The following is a 19,830-nucleotide window of genomic DNA, read 5'->3' as shown; positions in this document are numbered from 1 at the left end:
TTTATCTACAGGGTATTTTTTCTATTCTCCTTTCGTGCCTTCCTCCTTCAAATTTTGTGTTCAAAAAGGTCTCTACCATATCCAAGGCCTGTGGAAGGGCAATGAACCTGGCGGGCAAACTCAAAATATTGGCATCGTTGTGCTCCCTGGCCAGCTGTACTATCTCTTTGTTCCAGCAGAGGGCGCCCCTGATGTTCTGGTGTTTGTTGATGGTCATCGTGGCCCCGTTGCCGCTCCCGCAGATTACGATGCCCATGTCCACTTTTCCTTCTTCCACATCCGATGCCACAGGGTGCGTAAAATCAGGATAGTCCACACTGTCGGTACCATCCGTTCCATAGTTGATCACCTCTATTCCCTTTGATTTGAGAAGGCCCACAATGGCCAGTTTATAATCGGTTCCCGCGTGATCGTTTCCAATGGCTATTTTCATGATTTTTGTTTATTTGAGGCTACTGTACAAAGGTACAATATCTTTTTGTTCGAAGGTGTTCACAAAAATTACGGAATATTTACATCTTCCTATAAAACAGCTGTTTATCGTTTACCCCTTTTTGTTGATCTTTTTGAGAAAACTAACGGTAAGTAAATTTTGATTTTCCAGAAAATAGATCAATTACACTATTTTTTTATTGAAAGATCCAAATTCCATTAAAAATTAATCAACCGCTATGAAACAATAATTGCCTGTAATTAACATTAAAATTACATTTACTTTTCAATAAATTGATGTTGAAAACGGTTATCAAAAACCGTGGATAAAAAATCTAATCCTTTGATTTTTAAAATTGTTTTCTTCTTACAAATTGTGGATAAAATCATTTTACTGTTCAAACCAAAATTTGGACCAACAAATTATTACACATTTCAACAATCCATCATCATCACCATTTTTTAAAATTTCAAAAAAAATAAGAAAAGAGGAATAATGGTTATTGTTGATAAAACAAGTGTCTTTACGATTACTTCAACCATTCCTTGCTGTCCAAGGATTATAATTTGTATTTTTCAAAAAAATAAGTCCATTTAATGTCGAAGAAGAAGAAGAGATCCACGAGTCAGAGGAAGAATGAGTTGACCAAGGGCATTTTTACCGTACTTGAAAAAGAACCATCAAAAAGCTTTAATTACAAGCAGATAGCCGCAAAATTAGGTGTCACCGACACACAGGACCGGAACGAACTCATCAAGCGTTTGGGCCAATTAAAGGCCAGTGACCGGATTGTGGAGGAAGAAAAGGGCAAGTACAAAAAGAAACCATCATTGTACACTTACTTTACAGGAAAGGTGGATCTCACCTCAAGTGGCAACGCCTATATTGTGGTGGACGAACTGGAGGATGACATTTTTGTACCCTATAACAGTTTGAACAGGGCCCTCCACGGCGATACCGTTGAAGTTTTCCTAAAGCCCAGGCGAAAAGGAAAAAAGCAGGAAGGGGAGATTTCTAAGGTTTTGGAACGCAAAAAGACTTCCTATGTGGGCATTGTGGACAAGCAGAAGACCTTTGCCTTTGTAAGGCCTTCCGATTCCAGGATGTACACGGACATCTTTATTCCCTTGGACAAACTCAAAAAAGCGAACGATGGGGACAAGGTATTGGTGAACTTGGGCGATTGGCCTTCCGATGCAGATTCACCCTACGGAGAAGTGGTTGAGGTTTTGGGAAAACCGGGAGAGCACAACACAGAAATACATTCCATTTTGGCCGAATATGGGCTGCCCTATGAGTTTCCTTACGAAGTGGAACAGTACGCCAAAACGTTGGATACCTCCATCAAAGCATCCGAAATTGCAAAAAGGAGGGATATGCGGGATGTGCTCACCTTTACCATAGATCCAAAGGATGCCAAGGATTTTGATGATGCACTTTCCTTCCGGAAGTTGGAAAACGGAAATTATGAGATAGGGATCCATATAGCCGACGTGTCCCATTATGTGGAACCTGGTACCATTTTGGAAGAAGAAGCCTATGACAGGGCCACTTCTGTTTATTTGGTGGACAGAGTGGTTCCCATGTTACCGGAAGTACTTTCCAATATGGCCTGTTCGCTCAGACCCAACGAGGAAAAATATACCTTTTCCGCTGTTTTTGAAATGGACGATAAGACCCGCTTGGTAAACCAATGGTTTGGCAGGACAGTTATCAATTCCAATGAGCGTTTTGCCTATGAGGAAGCACAGCACATCATCGAGACCGGGAAGGATAGTATACCGGAAGACATTTCGATAAGGGATGCGGCCTATTCCGTTTCCGGCGACATTGTGGAGGCCATTCTTACTTTTGACCGATTGGCAAAGATCATGCGTCAGGCCCGTATGAATGCCGGCGCCATATCTTTTGACAAGATAGAGGTGAAGTTCAACCTGTCCGAGGACAATGTGCCCTTGGGGGTTTACTTCAAGGAAGCGAAGGATGCGAACAAACTTATAGAGGAATTTATGCTGCTGGCCAACCGCAAAGTGGCCGAATATATAGGCAAGCAGAAAAAGACCTTTGTATACCGCATACATGACAAGCCCGATGAAGAGAAATTAATGGCCCTGAACGGCGTTATTTCCAGATTTGGACATAGTATAGACCTTAAGGATAGAAAGAGCATCAACAAGTCCCTAAACCAGCTTCTGGAGGATGTGAAGGGGAAAAAAGAACAGAACTTGGTGGATACCTTGGCCATTCGCAGTATGAGCAAGGCCATTTATACCACAGAAAATATTGGCCACTATGGTCTGGGATTTGATTATTACACCCATTTCACCTCTCCCATCCGAAGATATCCCGATGTGATGGTGCACCGTTTGCTGCAGCATTATCTCGATGGGGAAAAACAACCAAGTGCGGTCTTGTACGAAGAAAAATGCAAGCATTCCTCCGATATGGAGGTATTGGCCGCCAATGCCGAAAGGGATTCCGTGAAATACATGCAGATAAAGTTCATGGAAGACCACAAGGACCAAGAGTTCCTTGGGGTCATTTCAGGGGTGACCGAGTGGGGCATCTATGTGGAGATCATCGAAAACAAATGTGAGGGAATGGTTAGGATACGAGACATCAAGGACGATTATTATGTATTCGATGAACGACAATATGCCATTATTGGGGAAAGACGAAAACGAGTGTACCAGTTGGGGGATGAGGTCTATGTGATGGTAAAGGACACCGATCTGGTAAAAAGGCACCTTGACTTTTCATTGATCGGAAAAAAGGAGTGATGTTTTTTTTGGAATAAAATTTGTTATTCTTTTGGGAACCAAATTTTTATAACATGAAACCTATATTGATTTTATTACTGTCCCTTTCGCTCCAAGTACTGAGCGCACAAAAGGGGGACATTACCAAAAATCTTCAAAAGTTTACCGAGATCAAGGCTTTTGATGGCCTTTCCATAAGTTTGATCAAAGGAAAGGAAAACAAAGCCGTGATTACTGGTGCCAATACGGATAAGGTGGCCATTGTGAATAACGACGGGGTCTTGAAGATACGGATGGAAATAGACAAGATTTTCAGCGGCTATAGGACCTATGTGGATGTTTATCACACAGAGGACCTGAAGGTGATCGATGTGAACGAGGATGCCCGCATATCATCCGATGAAACCTACGTACAGGACATATTGGAACTCAAGGCACAGGAAGGTGGCAAACTGGAAATCAACTGCCAGGTGGACCAATTGTTGATCAAAGCAGTATCAGGAGGAGAAATATTTGCAGGAGGATTTTCCAATACTCAAGACATTATCATCAATACCGGGGGATCCTATACGGGCAAGACCTTTAAGACCAAGTTTACCACAATTTCAGTGAACGCTGGGGGAAATGCGGAAATCTATGCAACGGATTATGTAAAGGCGAATGTAAAGGCCGGAGGGGAGATATTGGTCTATGGCGACCCCAAGAAAATGGATGAGAACACCGTGTTCGGTGGCAAAATAAAAAGAGTGGAATAGCATTTTATGATTGAAGATATACAGGCGGCAATCCCCTTGGGACTATTATTGAGCTTCATGATTGGGCCTGTCTTTTTTGTGCTTTTGGAAACCGGTGCCACCAAGGGGTTCAGGGCAGGTGTGTGTTTTGATATCGGAGTTATCATAGCTGATATTGTTTTTTTGGTGATTGCTTATTTTAGTAGTTACCAATTGCTTGAAAACCTGAGCAACGAACCTGGACTCTTCGTTTTTGGTGGAATGATACTTTTGGTCTATGGCATTTATCTGTTTGCCAAAAAGGCCAAGAAGAAAACCGCTGCAAGGCCATCCAAAGGTGGTTATGTAGCCCTTTTTATAAAAGGCTTTTTGTTGAACTTCATCAACATTGGTGTTTTGGCATTTTGGTTGGGCCTGATCATAGTGGTGGGTCCAAGCTTGGAAAACGACCCGGAAAGGATGTTGGTATTCTTCAGCACGGTCATCTTGGTCTATTTTGGTACAGATTTGATGAAGATTTTATTGGCCAAGCAGTTGAAGCGATATTTGACTATAGAACGCATCGTACTCATCACCAAAGGACTTGGCATTGTCCTTATCATTTGCGGCATCGTACTCATCACCAAGGGATTCCTTCCCAAAGAAAAGTTCGATATCAAACAGGAAATAGAAAGGATAAGTTAGCCTAAAATGAAAAACCCAACACAAAGTGTTGGGTTTTCAGAGGCATCGAGCGGATTCGAACCGCTGTACAAGCTTTTGCAGAGCTGTGCCTAGCCACTCGGCCACGATGCCATTTAGGTGTGCAAATGTACTATTTTTTTGGCTTTTTCAAATTATTGTCAAGATCTTTCCATCTCTAGGATAACGGACACACTCTCCACATCTCCACCAATAGGCGGATTTATTTTTGAAACCTCGACCGTCACTTGTGTCACTTCGTCTATTTCTAAAAAAATACGATCAATGATACGTTTTGCCACATGCTCCAAAAGATTGGAACGGATGGCCATTTCTTCTTTCACAATATTATTGAGGTGCACATAGTCCACAGTTTCGAGCAGCTTGTCAGATAGGGAAGGTTGGGATAGATCAGCGGTTATTTCAAGGTCTACCCTATAATCGCTGCCAATGAGCATTTCTTCCTTTAGACACCCGTGGTTGGAATGTATCCTGATGTTCTTTAGTTTGATTTTTCCCAAAATATTATATTAAGAAGGGCAAAAATAGGGCAAAATCGACTAAATCAATACATACATCTACAGTTGCTTATCCCTTGGAAGAGATCCATCCCCACAGTCAACACGTGGGTACCGGTACTATATCCCAGAATTTCGTTGGTGATGATCTGGTAGGAATACCCAAAATAGAAATTATTCTTTTTAAACCCGGCAATAGGGGCTATGTACAGGGGTTCACCCAATTGATCGTTCAGGAAACGATAGGTTAGGCCCACATAATAGTAATCCTCAAAATCGTGAAAACGAAACTTGGCATTGAGGTCCGTTACCGATCTACCATCACTTTCAAACCATTGAAAGAAAATGGAGGGCTCTATCTCCATTTTGCTGTTTTTGTTCTTTGAAATACTATATCCGGTATAGGCATAATAATTCCTAAGGGTGTTTGGTTCAAAAACAGGGTTGAAACTTTCGAGGTTTTTATTGAGGATATTGGAAGCGTTCAAGCTGAAAAAGAACTTGTTGTACCGGTACAGCACGCCCAGATCAAAGTTGTGGTTGGTGGTTGCCTTGTCGTCTGTGGGAAGCTGACCGTTGTTTTCCCTAAAATTTTCCACATCTATCCTAAACTGGTTAAAGTTGTAGGAGATTCCAAAGGAGAGGAAAATATCGTCATAGCGGTCCAAGGTAAGGTGGTGTGCAAAGGATACCCTGGCCCCCCTTTGTTTGGTCTCACCGTTACTGTCATTATAAAGGAGCATCCCCAACCCAGATCGGTTGCCAATTCGGGCATCGGCCGCCAAGGTCTGCGTATCGGGAGCATCTTTGATGCCCACCCATTGGGTAAGTCCGTTCAACCGCACTTTTATATGGTCCCCTATCCCGGCATAGGTAGGGGACATAATAAAGGGATTATCAGCGATATATTGTGAAAGTTGTGGTATGGTCAACTCCTGCCCTTTGGCACAAAGTACCAATAGGAACAGAAATGCAGTTGAATATACTTTTTTGAACATGAGGTCTGTTTGGGTCATAGGTTGTTATTGTCGATATAATGTAAAGTGGCCCACAAACTCCCGATTATCCTGTTCCCCTTTCAGACGAACAACATACCAGTAATCACCCGTTGGTAATGGCTTACCATCATAGTCTCCATCCCAACCTTGGGTATTTCGGGTCATCTCTTCCACTACCCTACCATAACGATCATAAATTTTAATTAGTACGTCGGGGAACCCTTCAATATTGTCCGGGATCCACTTATCATTCATACCGTCGCCATCTGGGGTAAAGAAGTTAGGGAACTCAATTTCCATAAACTCCATGTAGATTTCGGCGATGGCCTCACAACCGTTCTGATCGATAACGGTTACCGTATAGGTCCCTGTTCTATTGATATAGAAGGTATTGTCGGTTCCATTGTTGATATCGTTGAAGTAGAAGGTGTAATCCTCAACACCCCCTTCAGCGATGGCCGTGATCAGGTTGATGGTATTGTTTTCCAAAACTAGGGTGAGCGGTTCATAGCCTTCAATGGTGAAGTCATAAGTGGTCATACACCCGTTGGCATGGGCAATGGTTACGTAATGGTCGCCAGGAGTCATGTTGGTAAAGTCTGCGGACAGTTGCATATCTGCGGGGTCTGTGGAATCCAAAGCAAACAATACGTCTGCCGAAACGGAAGGATCCTCAAATACGATGTCCAAGAAATTATTGGGGATATTGCCCACACACTCATACATTGGGGTCACTGTGGCCGCTAAGTTCACACCGGGCTCTATCTCCACGATCACATAGGTATCACAACCTTGCGCATCCCTGACGAATACCGCATGGGTACCGGCAGCTAGGTTTTGGAACAAGAATCGATTTTGTACAAAATCTGCATCAGCATTGGAGTTCAGGGCCGTTTCATAGGGTGCCATACCTCCAGAAACCTGAATTTCGAAGGAACCATCAGCACTGTTGTAGCATACTTCATGCATGATGTTGATGGCTTCTGCCTGGATAGGTTCTGGCTGCTCTATTTCAAATTGGAAGGTGATGAAACATCCATTTACATCTTGGGCAATGACATCGTAAATGCCAGGAGCCAGATCGGTAAAGGTATTTTCAGTATCAAACTGATCCAAGTTGGGGGAAATCGCATACTGGATCTCGCCAGTACCTCCAGAAACCTCCACGGTGATGCTACCATCTTTCATGTCCGAACAGGTCACATCGGTAGATTCTGCACGATCTACCTGCAACGGAGCGGGATCAATAATGGTGATTACAGGTGACACCTCAACACAATCCTCACTGGTGACCCTTACATAGTAATTTCCTGCAGGAAGTCCACTAAAGGTACCGTTTGGTTGTGGTCCACTGACCAAATTGGACAATGCGGCATCGCTGAACAGTTCGTAACTATAATTGCCCAGACCGCCTATTGCTTGCGCTATGATGGTTGCCGAAGCTTCGCCCATACAGTTGATCATGGCCGCAGAATCGTCAATGGTCAATGTAAGCTCAGGAACTGGGTCTATGCTCACTTGGTTGGATATCTGAGCCTCACAACCGTTGGCATCACGCACGTAGTACTGATATACGCCAACCCCAACATCGAAGGTATGGGTATCTCCTCCATCCATATCGGTAAAGGAAATACCATCGACACTGTATTGGTAAGGCGCAGTGCCTCCAAAAGCGGTCAATAGAATCTCTGCATCATCGGTACAGGTCATTCCACTTACTTGCACCAAGGAGGCCATTACCTCTGTCGGTTCGTTGATGGTCACTCTTGGGGTTTCCACACCACAGTTCCATCCATCGGTAACGGTGATGCTGTAGGTGCCAGCACCCAATCCGTTGAACGTATTGCTTCCCTGTTCACCAGAAGTGAACACAATACTGGCACCAGGAGAGTCATCTTCGTAGATGTTCAATTGGTATTGGTACACACCTTCACCACCGGAAACAGAGGATACCCAAACAGAACCGCTGTTGTCCCCGTAGCACATTAGGTCTATCGGAGCGACATCGATGGTAGCTGTTATTGGGTCTGGTTCTACCAATGTCAATGAATTGTCCACAATCTCACAACCTTGGCTGTCGATTACCCTTACTTCATATGAACCTGCAGACAGGCCAGTGAACAGATAGCTCTGCACATCGTTCATGGTGTAGGTTTGGGTAGTGGTATTGTTTGTCAATATAATGTCATAAGGGGCATAGCCTCCTGTTGGAGCAACGAGGATTTCTCCTTGATCATTGGTACAGGTAACGCTGGCCACTTGTTGGGGAACAACCTCCAGCTCCGCGCTCGGCGACATGATGGTGATGGTGTTGGAGTCTTCAACACACCTTGGGTAATCCGTTTCGGTGACACGCACAAAGTAGTTACCTCCAATGAGATCTGCATGTGTTATGGACAATGGTCCACCAGCAGTGTTGCCACTTCCTGTTGTAATCGAAGTACCATCGGTCCTGAACACTTCATAAGTGTAGGCTCCTGGCACTGTATATCCTGTAACTTCGATAGTTAATTCGCCTGCATCATCAAAACAGACGGCAGGTGATGTGGCCACGGCCACTACATCAATAGTGTCATACGGTGCGATGACATAAGGAGCGGTATCCACATAACAACCTGTCGCATCGTCCGTGACCCTGAAGGTATAGGTCCCAGGGTTGGTCAATTGGAAGCTTGCAGAGGTACTGCTCAAGATGGTCGGAGCCGATCCATAAGGATTTCCTACGGGCAGCAATGTAAACGTATAGGTATTGGTTGGATCACCATTATCGGCAACGGTCAACCGCACTTCTTCTTCAGTGACACAACTGATGGGCGTGATTAGGGAAACACTGGCCGTAAAGGTGTTGATGGGCTGTATCACAATGCTGTCAGCATATTCACAACCATTGGCATCCCTTACCATATAGTTGATGGTCTGAACGCTACCGTTGTCCTCCACATCATACGTAGCGATCGAGGAGAAACCGTTACCATCAAAACTATAGAAATAAGGTGCAGTACCACCGGTAGCCGTGACTGTTATGGTGGTTTCGTCCACATTGTTGGCGCTACAGACAAAATCAGGAGCTGATGCAGAAGCCGTCAATACGGCTGGTTCTGTAACGGTTTCTGGTTTGGTGACCTCACAACCCCTATCAGAAACTACCCGTACTTCATATTGACCTGCAGGCAGGTTTTCGAAAAGCGGATGGTCCTGAAGCGGTCTGCTTGGAGCACCGAACAAACCGATCAATTCATATCGATAGATTGGATTCACGTCAGTTGCGGGATCAAGGACAGCCGAAATACTTCCATCACTTCCTCCAAAACAGCTCACATTTTGAATGGTCGCATCCAACAAGATGGGATCCACGGGTGTATCCAACGCTTGGGTAACCGTATAGGTACATGGAGTGGTAGTCGCCAAATCGGTGATCACGAACACATATTCCCCGGCCTCGGTCAGGTTGGTGAAAATACCATCGTTATTGGTCACCACAGTTCCCGAAATAGGGAAGGTAACACTGTATTCCAAATTGGTGGAACCCCCCATAACGGTTACGGTGATATGTCCTCCTGGGTCAGGGGAACAATCGATGGGTTTCACTACGGCCGCAGTGGCACTCATGGCAGCATTCAACACCACAGGCCCGACAGTGGCATCACACCCCCACTGATCTAGGATTTTCACCTCGTAAGAACCTGCACCCAGATTGGAGAAAATAGTGCTCGTTTGTGGCGAACCTACATCGACTCCGTTTCTGACCAATTGATACATGTAATTGCTTCCTTGACCACCTGTTACAGGATCGCTCGCAGGAATGCCGACCACTTCAATTTCGCCTTGAAGATCGGTACAGTTCTCATTGTTGACCTGTAAAGCAGCCTGAATGGGCAGCGGGTCGGCCAAGGTTACATCGGGTAATTGCAAAGCACAACCGTATTGGTCAATGACCCAGACTTCATAGGTGCCTGCCACCAAGTTTTCAAACTTTCTGGTGGACACATAACTGGCTATACTGTTGGGTGCTGGGTTTGGTGTAGTGCTCACATAGTAAGCATATCCGCCCCATCCACCTTGTACATTAAAGATTTCAATGATGCCATCGTTTCCGGGATCACAGGTAATATCGGTCACCAAAACATCGGCAGAAATGGCCGCAGAGGGCTCTGCAATGGTGAAGGTCTCCACATTGGTACATCCAGGGAAGGCATCTTGGGAAATTTCCACCAAGTAGCTTCCGGCTGGCAGAGCGATAGGAGCTGTAGGTCCGGTAGTTGCTGAGGTACCACTGGTCACGAAGATATCATCTGCCGTGTTCACCGGCGTTCCGTTTGTATTGTAAATGGTCCAGTTGAACCCTCCAGCGTAGGTAGCATCCAAGAGTTCAAAGGTGACTTCTCCGCTTGCGGTTCCATAGCAGACCACATTGCTCACCACATCCACATCAATAGTGAAGGTGTTGGGGTCGGTGATGGTTTCGGACGTTGATACCGTACAACCCGTATCGATATGGCGCACCAAGAAATTGTGGGTACCCGCATCCAGACCTCCAAACACATTGGAGGATTGCCATGAGGTACCATTGTCGATACTGTATTCAAAACGGGACGGATCCCCGGCCGTTGAGGTAACGGTAATGGTGATTTCACCATCCATTCCTGGAGTACAGCTCAATGGGTTGGTAATCGCAGCCACAGCATCGGTGATTTCATCAAATGGGGCGACTATGATATCCATAAATCCAGAACAACCATTTTCGTCATAGACATACACCCGTATGTCCCTACCGTTCGTATCGGTTTCTATATAGATATTATTGGGACCATTTTGTAGGACAGTGCCGCCTGTATTGTCACGGAACTCATAGCGTACATAGTTTCCACTACCTCCGGTAATGGAACCTGTATCCACGGTAACGGTGGCATTGTTCATATTGTTTCCGGACACACAGGCAAAATCCACGACATCAACAACAGGAACCACGATAGCGTCTGGCTCGGTGATTGTTTGTGTTTCGATGTGGGTACAACCGTTGGCTGCAGTGACCTCTATGGTGTAGGTAATTCCAGCGGCAGAACCTTCAAGACCTGTAAAGTTCGCCGTGGTGTTCGTACTTGATGTGGGCAAAATGGGGAAACTCGCAGAACCACCGGAAGCGGCAATTATCTCAAAGGAATAAGGGCCTATACCATTGTCCACCGCACTCACGGAAATGGTTCCATCATCGGCACCGTTACAGGTAACATCCGTAAACGTTGATGTAAATGAAGGCTGTGGTGCATCAGGAACATCCACCGTAATTGTTTTGAAGCAATTTGGCGTAGTAGTGCCAATATCATAAACCATCACTACATAGCTGCCAGCGGCCCCGGCTCCGGCCCATGTGAATTTATTGGATGCATCGAGTACCAAAGCAGTTCTTAGTTCATCGTATGGATCTGGACCGTCTATTTCGAATTCGTAGTTTCCAGAGCCAGAAAGCACTTCAATTTCAAATTCTCCATAAGCAGCGGTGCCAGGCTCACAATCCAAGGCAACGGTTTGGATCACATTGAATTCGAGCGGAGGATAAATATCAAAGGTTTCAGTATCGATACAGCCATTCAAATCCCTGACAGATACAGTTTGACCTGTTCCGGAACTAAGACCGGAAATGGTGTATTGATTACTTCCATTGAACGTAAAGTTCTGATATGCAGAACCATTCAAACTTATTTGGAATGGGGACATGGCCGCTAAAGGGTTCTCCAATGTAACCAAGACCTGGAACTGACCTTCTTCCACACATTCATCAATTATGATTGCTGAAATATCCGGACTTGGATCTTCCGCGACCGTAATGGGTTTTTGGGTGATACAACCATAAGCATCCATTACATAGACGATGTAATCGCCTCCTTCCACATTGGCAGAAGTACTGCTGGTCCAACCTGCGCTGGCAGCCGTAGGAGCTGGATCGGTACTTGGCAGGTATTGGTACTCGTAAGGAGCGGTACCATATCTTCCCGCCGCGGTGATGATACCCGCATTGGGGTTACAATTATCGTTCTGAGGGCTGGCCACATCCAAATCCAATGGATTGGCAGATTGGCGAATGGTAAATTCTCCGCCGTTTACGGAACAACCGTTGTTGGGACCACCTACCTCGGTAAGCAACACATAATACTCACCAGGAGGAAGTACACCTACATTGGTCACAGATACAGAAGTGGGGGGATTTACAGGTTCTGTTACCGCAGCTCCTGCTGGCACATTGGATTGTCTATTGAAAATTTGATAGGTGACACCAGTTGCCAAGGCATCAAAGCCTGTGAAGGTGAATGAGATGCTCCCATCGTCCATACCTGTACAGCTTACATTGTTCACGGCATCCAAGGTTGCTGTCATCAAAGAAGGTGTATTGATGGGTGCCTCTGCCTCTTCAAAGTAATAGCAATTGGTCACATTGTCAAACACCACGAAAGTATAGGTAATACCTGGGGTTAGATTGTTAAAAATAGCCGAGTTTCCGCCTGGGGTAGTAGGGGGTATATAACTACTGGAATAGGGGGCGGAATAGGTCTCTAAAATGGCAAACTCATAATCACCACTGCCCACAATAGTACTTACCGAAACAAGGGCTGTACCTCCAGAAGCACAGTCAACTGTAGTAGTACTCACGTCAATGTCCAGGTTGTCTGGGGGAGATGCAATGATCTCTGTAGTATAGGACGAACATCCGTTGGCGTCCACTACATCAATTTGATAGACACCAAATTCCAATACGGTAAAGGTATGGTCTCTGGCACCTGAAGTGGTGGTATAGGTTTGTGGCGCAATACCATTATTGGCCGTTAGTATGAATGTATACTCTGCGGTACCTCCCGAAACTCCCGAAACTGTGATGGAACCGGGGTTAGTGACCATAGAACTGGAATCACAAGTAATCGGAACATCCGTAGTGGTATAAGTAATGGCATCAGGTTGAGCGATAACAGCAGGGAATGGAGCGGACTCACACCCCTTGCTGTCGGTAACGGTCACCTCATACGAACCGGCAGGAAGTCCTGTGGTCTGTGTGCCATAATCGGTAGCGGTAATGGTTTCAAAAACATTGATGGTATAGGGAGGAACGCCCACAGAGGTGTCGATCACGACATCCAAAGCTCCGGTAATTTCTCCATAACAAAGAATATCTGTCGGTGTAACACTGGTGATGACCGGAGGTGTGGCGGGGGTCACTATAATAGCGTTTGTAGTAGCGGTACACGCTGTTGGGGCTGTGGTATCCGTCACACGGAACACATAAGTTCCATCGGTATCGGTGTTGAACACGTTTCCAGTAAATCCAGTGGAGTTATAAGTAGCTCCGCCATCATTGGACCATTCATAGGTATAGGTTCCGGAACCTCCAGAGGCATTTATGGTAATTTCAGCATCATCCGGACAGGTCAAATCACTGACAAGGAAAGCAGATGCGGTCAAGGCGGGGTTTATGGTAACGGTTTCCACAACACCTGTACAACCATATCCGTCCCTAACATTGATGGTATAGCTTCCTGCGGCCAGGTTGCCAAAAGTATATGTTGTACCGTTTGTTGGTGTTGGGGTCATCCATGCGCCACCGTTCAGGCTGAATTGATAGTTGCCATTGCCATCGGTCACGTTCACCGAAATACTTCCGTCGTTGTTGCCACTATAGCAAGCCGTTGGAATTGTTTCAAAGTCGATATCGGCCGGAGGTACTATGGTCAAGGTCGTTGTAACATCCTCACAAAGATTGATGTCCCTCGCCCTTACGACATAATCGTCAGCAGGAAGTCCAGAGAACACACCGGAAGATTGATAGGCAACGATTACGCCACCAACAGTGTCCTCCAATTGGTATTGGTATGCAGGGGTTCCACCGGTTGCAGCTGCGGTTATAACCCCGCCACCATTGGTACAGGTCAGTTCTGTGGTCACCGACGCTGTAACATCTACGGCATCGGGTTGTGTCAATGTTTGGTTCAATGTAACGGAACAAGCAGGATCTCGTAGATCAACTAGGACAATTTCGTAATCACCCGCTGTAAGTCCTGAAATGGTAATTGGACTGGTGGTTTGGGGTCCAGAAACGGTTCCGCCATTCACCTGATAGGTAAATCCAGTTCCCGAATCAAAGTTTTCAACCTCAAAAGTGATGGAACCATCTGCGGCACCAAAACAACTGATATCCGTATGTGCGGTGATGGCAGCATCGAAGACATGTCCAGCCTCAATGTTCACTGTGGTTTGAACGGTACAATCGCTTCCATAGTTGACCTCAATGGTATGAAGCCCAGGAGCAACGTCCGTAAATAGGTTGCCGGACTGCGGGGTTGACCCATCCAATGAATAGGTGTATCCCGGATCGTTGGGAAGTACGGTAAGATCAGCTGTTCCATCACAATTGTAAACGAAAGAAGTTGTCAATGTGGGCTCTACGGGCAGCGGCGGAATGATGACATCCGACAAGGTGATGAAACAATCGATTTGATTGGCATCACGGACACGAATGCTATAGGTACCATCCATCAGGTCGGTGAAAACAGCTCCTCCCGTTGTTGATGGGGTCCAAGCCCCACCATTGATGCTGTATTGGTAATTTCCTGAACCACCGGAAGTGGGGGTAATGCTTCCCACCGTGATTTCTCCCAGTTGGTTACAGGTATAATCTTGTGTAATAGTTGCCTCTGCAATAATTTCGTCGGGTTGGGCAATGGTAACTTGTGATGACACGACACAGTTGTTGGCGTCCCTTATGCTGATGTCATAAGTGCCGGCTGGTAGGTTCACAAAAGTGTTCAAAGGCTGATAGGTTGCCCCATTGTCGATGCTGTAGACATAAGGTGCCTCGCCTCCCATAGCCGTCAAAGTGATGCTTCCATCAGAACCGCCAAAACACGTTACGTCAGTGACATTGGGTGTAATGGTCAATGCGGGATCTTGTACAATGGTGATATCGTAAACGGCCTCACAAAATCCGGAAGCGCCTCCATTGTCCCTTACATAGACATCATAATTGCCCGCACCGGTAACGGTAACAGGGTTGGTGGTGGAGAAATCACCCGCACCGGGAGTCACTCCATCGGCAACAACAGCATAGACATAGTTGCCATCCCCACCAGCGGCAGAGATGGTAATGTCGGTATCGGTGGCACAAGCGGTAATGTTAGGCGCAGAAGCGACCACACTGAGTTCTGGGTCAATGGTGATGGAGGCCGAATCCGTACAGTCGTTGCCATCCCTTACATTGATGGTATAGGAACCAGGTCCTAGACCAGTGAACACATTGCTTGACACAAAGGGACCACCGTTCAGGCTGTATTCGTAATTTCCATCACCGCCAGCAATTACATTGGCGGTCAGGGTCAAACCTATGGCATCGTCATAACAGCTATCGTTGGGAACGATTTGCAATTCTGGGGCAATGGCCTCGATCAACGTGAAGCTACCCGTGAATTCACATCCATTGGCATCGGTCACGGTATAGTCATAATCTCCCGCAATATCCAAGTTGGGGAACAGGCCGTTGTTCTGTGCCGCAGGAAGAACATATCCCACTGGCCCAGCAGTAATTTCATAGGTATAACTTCCCCATCCGCCGGATGCCGTAATGCTCACTGAACCATCGGCGAGGCAGGTTGGTTGGGTCACTACAGCGGGAGCTGTAATGGCGGACGGAGGTGCCGCAATGGTAACAGAGGCGGTGTCGGTACAATTGGTAAGGTTGTCCGTCACCGTAATGGTATATGTTCCCTCGGCCAAACCAGTGAATGAAAGGGTACCATTGGTCTCAGCCGTTCCGGAGAATGTGGCAGGACCCGTTACGGTATAGTTGTAATCGGTGTTGAAATTGCTTACCGTGTATCTGATCTCACCATCTTCTTCACCAATACAGGTAATGTTTTGGATGAGTTGTCCGCTCACTGAAATTTCAGAAACAGGGGCAATGGTATAGGTTTCCTCATATACGCACCCCGTACTGTCCGTTACGCGGAACAAATAGGTGTCTGGGGTCAAACCGGTAAAGGTGGCATTGTTTCCATTGTTTACCACGCTTCCTGCGGGGGCAATGATCTCATACACATAATTTGGCGTTCCGCCCGTAACGCTCAACGTGACATCCGAAGTAAAGGATGGACAATTGGGATCAGTGGCCGTAAAGTCAATATCCGTTGGGGGATCTAGCGGCGCTATGGTCACAGGATCTGTAACAAAGGTACATCCGTTGTCATCCCTTATGGTCACCGTGTAGGTTCCGTCGGTAAGGCTGGAAAAGATTTCCTCGCCCAAGGTTGCACTGTCCGGAACAAAGGTCACGCCATCAATACTGTATTGATAGGGGGCGGTCCCTCCCTGAACATTGAACGCTCTAACGGCACCAAGTTGTAAACAGGTGTAGGGTTGGTACAGCTCAACTTCCGCGGAAAGGGCATTGGCCGGAGCCGAAATGGTCTGGTATTCAAAATAGTCGCAGGAGGCACTTCCTTTTCTTTGGTTGATAACGATAACATAATCACCATTCGATAATCCAGGAAAGTTTCCAGATGCATTGGTGGCCAAAGCATCGGCAAGATTGTAATCCTCTTCATCAAAACCAGTGGCATCGAACAGGTAAAAAGTCAATTGATATCCATTGCTGTTTACAAGGTTGAAGACAATGGAACCGGAAGACTCCCCATTACAAAGCACGTCGATCACTGTGGTAGGATCAAAATCGGCCGCTGGCCTGAATTCAATGCTGACCGTGTTGGATATGTCATAACAGTTGTTCCTGTCCACCACCACAAAGGTGTAATCTCCAGGATCGTAGATGTCAAAGATTTGACTGGTCTGGAATTCGGATGGAGGGATGTCGGTTACGTCTGGATAGGATATCACGGTGTTTCCATCTTCATCCACATAGGACCAGATGGCATACAAATGGGGTGTTTTGCCCCCTGTGGAGGACATGAGTATGTTCCCCTCTTTACAGGTAATGTGCTGGGAAACCCTTGCTTCCAAATCCAGGTCTGGTTGGTCAAGAATGGTAATCTGTTCTGTATAAACACAACCATCATCCGTTGAAACGGAAACGTCGTACACTCCGGCGGCTAGGTTTTCAAAGGTATAGTTGTTGTCCGTGGATGGACCAAAATCGTCCACCTCGACACCTCCTCGAGAGATGCTATAATAATATTGGGGCTCTACATTGAGAATGGAGATGGCAATTTCGCCCAATCCATTACAGTCTAGATCCTTTGTTGTGATATCCACTTGAAAATCCCTATCCAAGATCCCGATATTGTCCAGCACAAAGACACAACCATCGGTCACGCCTTGCTGTCTCATTTCCACCATATAGGCACCGTTGTTGGCAATATCAAAACTTGGGCTTGGGCCATAGGGCACCAATACGGTACCTGTAGTCTGATCCACCAATTGGTACTCATAGTTCAAGGGCATATTGGTCACCGTAATGTTTCCTTCGGTGTCGCAAATAATGTCCCTGGAGGTGTATTGTGGGTTGAGCGGGTTTTTATAGATATTGAAATAGAACCTGCTGAAACAACCGTTTTGGTAATTGATCACCAATCGGTACTGACCGGCATCGGAGGCAAGAAAGTCGTTTCCAGTATCCACGGTGTTCCATGTACAAGAACCATTTGTATTGGCACATCCATCTGTTGCGGCGGTGCAGCTGGCTTCGTCCAGTTGTTCCCAGACGATGCTTTGTGCATCGGGAATGTTTACCTGTATAAGTTCGGTGTCATTAAGTCCACAAAGGAAGATTTCAGGCAGTTCACTACCGTCATTAGGGCAGATGAGGATGTCCCCGTCTATCGAATTCGACGTGTCGTTGATGAGTGCCGTAATGGGGTTGCTCTGGGTGGTCCCGAACAGTTCCACGACAATGGTTTCCTCGAAATCCTTGCAGGGGTCGGCCACCTGTTTGTCAACGATATAAGTACCCACTTCGGTCACCAACATGGTGCTGGGGTCATTGTCCGAATCGGCATCGGTGATGACTGTATCAACACCCACATCTATTTGGCCATTTCCGTTCACATCACGATACCAGATATAATTGTCAAAATTGTCCCCGGCATCCAAAAGTACGTTCTCACCGCAGAGTTGAACGGTTCGGCTAAAGTTACAAGCGCTGAGGTCGTCCAGAAGAAAGTTGGTGGCACCTGGGGAACCAAAACCACAACCATCAAAGTCATATACACTGGGGTCGTCCGTAATTTCTGCCGTATTGATCTCTCCCCGATAAGTGGAATAGGCCAAGTTTTGGATGATGTCCGTACAGGCATCAATAAAGTCAAAACAGTTTTCGGCCACCTGTACCCGCATACGGATAACGGCAAGGGGGTCCCCTTCCTCCACAAGACCGTCCGGGATGCTAAAAACTACCGTCCTTGTGGCGGGATCGAAAGTATAGGTGGCACCAGGAGGCATCACAATACTGCTTTCATCCAAGGTAACGTTGATGGGGAGAACGTCACGAATGGTATAGTTTATGGCATCATCATTACCCACGTTCTCAAAGGAAAGGACGTAATCCAGGTATTGTCCAAGGTGGACACCCTGTCCTGTAATGTCATTTCCAGCGATGTCCTCCACCGTTTTAGCGAGGTTGATCTTGGGTTCAATGATCTCCACATCCATAGAGGTGAAGAAAATGTCGTATTTATCTTGGGTAGAAGAGGCCCTCAGAGTGGCCCCAGTCTCCCCATTGGGAATCACGGTTTGGTTGGGATTGGGTATAGTAAATAGATCCACATCCCAACCTAAAGTATTGATACTGTTAGGGTTGCGTGTGCTTATGATACTGCCCTCAATGGTAATGTTACTGTTAAAGAAATTGGTGGCAGGATTGGCCGTGTTGGACAACGTGGTGAATGAAGCGTTACTATCTGCCCTTATGGCCAATTGGTCTCCAGTAATTCTGTTGTCCCCTTCCAATGTGGCCACACCCAGTTTGGCCCTTACTGGAAAAGGTGCAGGCAAGGTGGTAAAGCCGCTGACAGGAATATCAACGGTCTGCCCGGATTTGATACCGGCATACCCGTCGAAAGTCGTGATGAATTTACCTGGAAGCGTGGGGTTTTCATAGACCACGACCAACGACCATCCTCCGGAAACCCCACCTTGGATAGAGCTGCCGGAACTGGCCCTTACATTGGCCACAACATAATCCCCGTCGGGATTGGCAAGCCCTGAAACAATGGAGGTGACATCTTTATAACAGGCATAGGGGGCGTAATAGCCAAAATCGGAATCATTGTATCCATCAAAAAGAACTTCATCAGCGGTGAGATCCACATAAGATCCACCTGGAACCCTAAATTTTACTTGGTTCAAATCACTCCTTGTACTGCTAGTATATACTGCCGACCAATACAGACCTGCATATCGGATTTTAGAACAGTTGGGGTCAGGAATGGACAAGGTGGCACTACTTGAACTAAATGTGGATGCATCCCCATCAATATCAATATATTGCATGTTGAGGTCATCGTTGTACGAGGAACTAGAGCCTGTTAAGTTATAGGGGTCTTCGGGCTCTGTATCGTTGGTGTCGCGGTTGACGATGTTGTTTGCAATAAAGGTAAGGTCTCCCTTTATTCTGTTTTCATAACGGACATCAAAGTCATTTTTTACCTGTGAGAAACCAGAAAATGAGCATAGCAAAAGACAGGTGACAGAACACCATCTAAGTAGAAGTTTTACCAT

General features: G+C 46.2%; 7 protein-coding genes and 1 tRNA gene. 3 read left to right on the top strand and 5 right to left on the bottom strand.

Annotated elements, in window-relative coordinates; all coding sequences use genetic code 11:
• Position 1: 1 nt before the first annotated feature.
• Entirely contained in the window at positions 2-433 is a 432-nt protein-coding gene (gene rpiB, locus D2V93_RS02665) for a ribose 5-phosphate isomerase B (protein WP_072876458.1), read from the bottom strand.
• Between the two features lie 596 nt (positions 434-1,029).
• Here rpiB and rnr point away from each other — a divergent pair.
• The 3 genes from rnr to D2V93_RS02650 are packed head-to-tail and all read left to right on the top strand — an operon-like array spanning position 1,030 to position 4,610.
• Positions 1,030-3,213, top strand: coding sequence for a ribonuclease R (rnr, locus tag D2V93_RS02660; RefSeq protein ID WP_119618283.1), 2,184 nt, complete (start codon positions 1,030-1,032; stop codon positions 3,211-3,213).
• Positions 3,214-3,266: 53 nt separating this feature from the next.
• A complete protein-coding gene (locus D2V93_RS02655; RefSeq protein ID WP_119618282.1) occupies positions 3,267-3,947 on the top strand; it encodes a head GIN domain-containing protein in 681 nt (226 codons plus the stop codon).
• Between the two features lie 6 nt (positions 3,948-3,953).
• On the top strand, positions 3,954-4,610 hold the full coding sequence (locus D2V93_RS02650) for a LysE family translocator (RefSeq protein ID WP_072876465.1): 657 nt from the start codon (positions 3,954-3,956) through the stop codon (positions 4,608-4,610).
• A gap of 40 nt (positions 4,611-4,650) precedes the next feature.
• On the opposite strand, the gene D2V93_RS02645 is transcribed toward D2V93_RS02650, so the two are convergent.
• From D2V93_RS02645 to D2V93_RS02630, 4 genes are all read right to left on the bottom strand, one after another.
• Positions 4,651-4,721: transfer RNA gene (locus D2V93_RS02645), tRNA-Cys, on the bottom strand.
• Positions 4,722-4,768: 47 nt separating this feature from the next.
• Positions 4,769-5,128 carry a dihydroneopterin aldolase gene (gene folB, locus D2V93_RS02640; protein WP_119618281.1) on the bottom strand — a complete coding sequence of 120 codons (360 nt, stop codon included), beginning with the start codon at positions 5,126-5,128 and terminating at the stop codon, positions 4,769-4,771.
• Positions 5,129-5,172: 44 nt separating this feature from the next.
• On the bottom strand, positions 5,173-6,123 hold the full coding sequence (locus D2V93_RS02635; protein ID WP_072876884.1) for a PorP/SprF family type IX secretion system membrane protein: 951 nt from the start codon (positions 6,121-6,123) through the stop codon (positions 5,173-5,175).
• A gap of 24 nt (positions 6,124-6,147) precedes the next feature.
• Complete coding sequence (locus tag D2V93_RS02630; protein ID WP_119618280.1) at positions 6,148-19,830, bottom strand: T9SS type B sorting domain-containing protein; 13,683 nt, start codon at positions 19,828-19,830, stop codon at positions 6,148-6,150.

Origin of the sequence: Flagellimonas taeanensis (genome assembly GCF_003584105.1) — a bacterium.
In the GTDB taxonomy this organism is placed as follows: Bacteria; Bacteroidota; Bacteroidia; order Flavobacteriales; family Flavobacteriaceae; genus Flagellimonas; species Flagellimonas taeanensis.
This window is presented reverse-complemented; position numbering and strand designations above follow the sequence as displayed.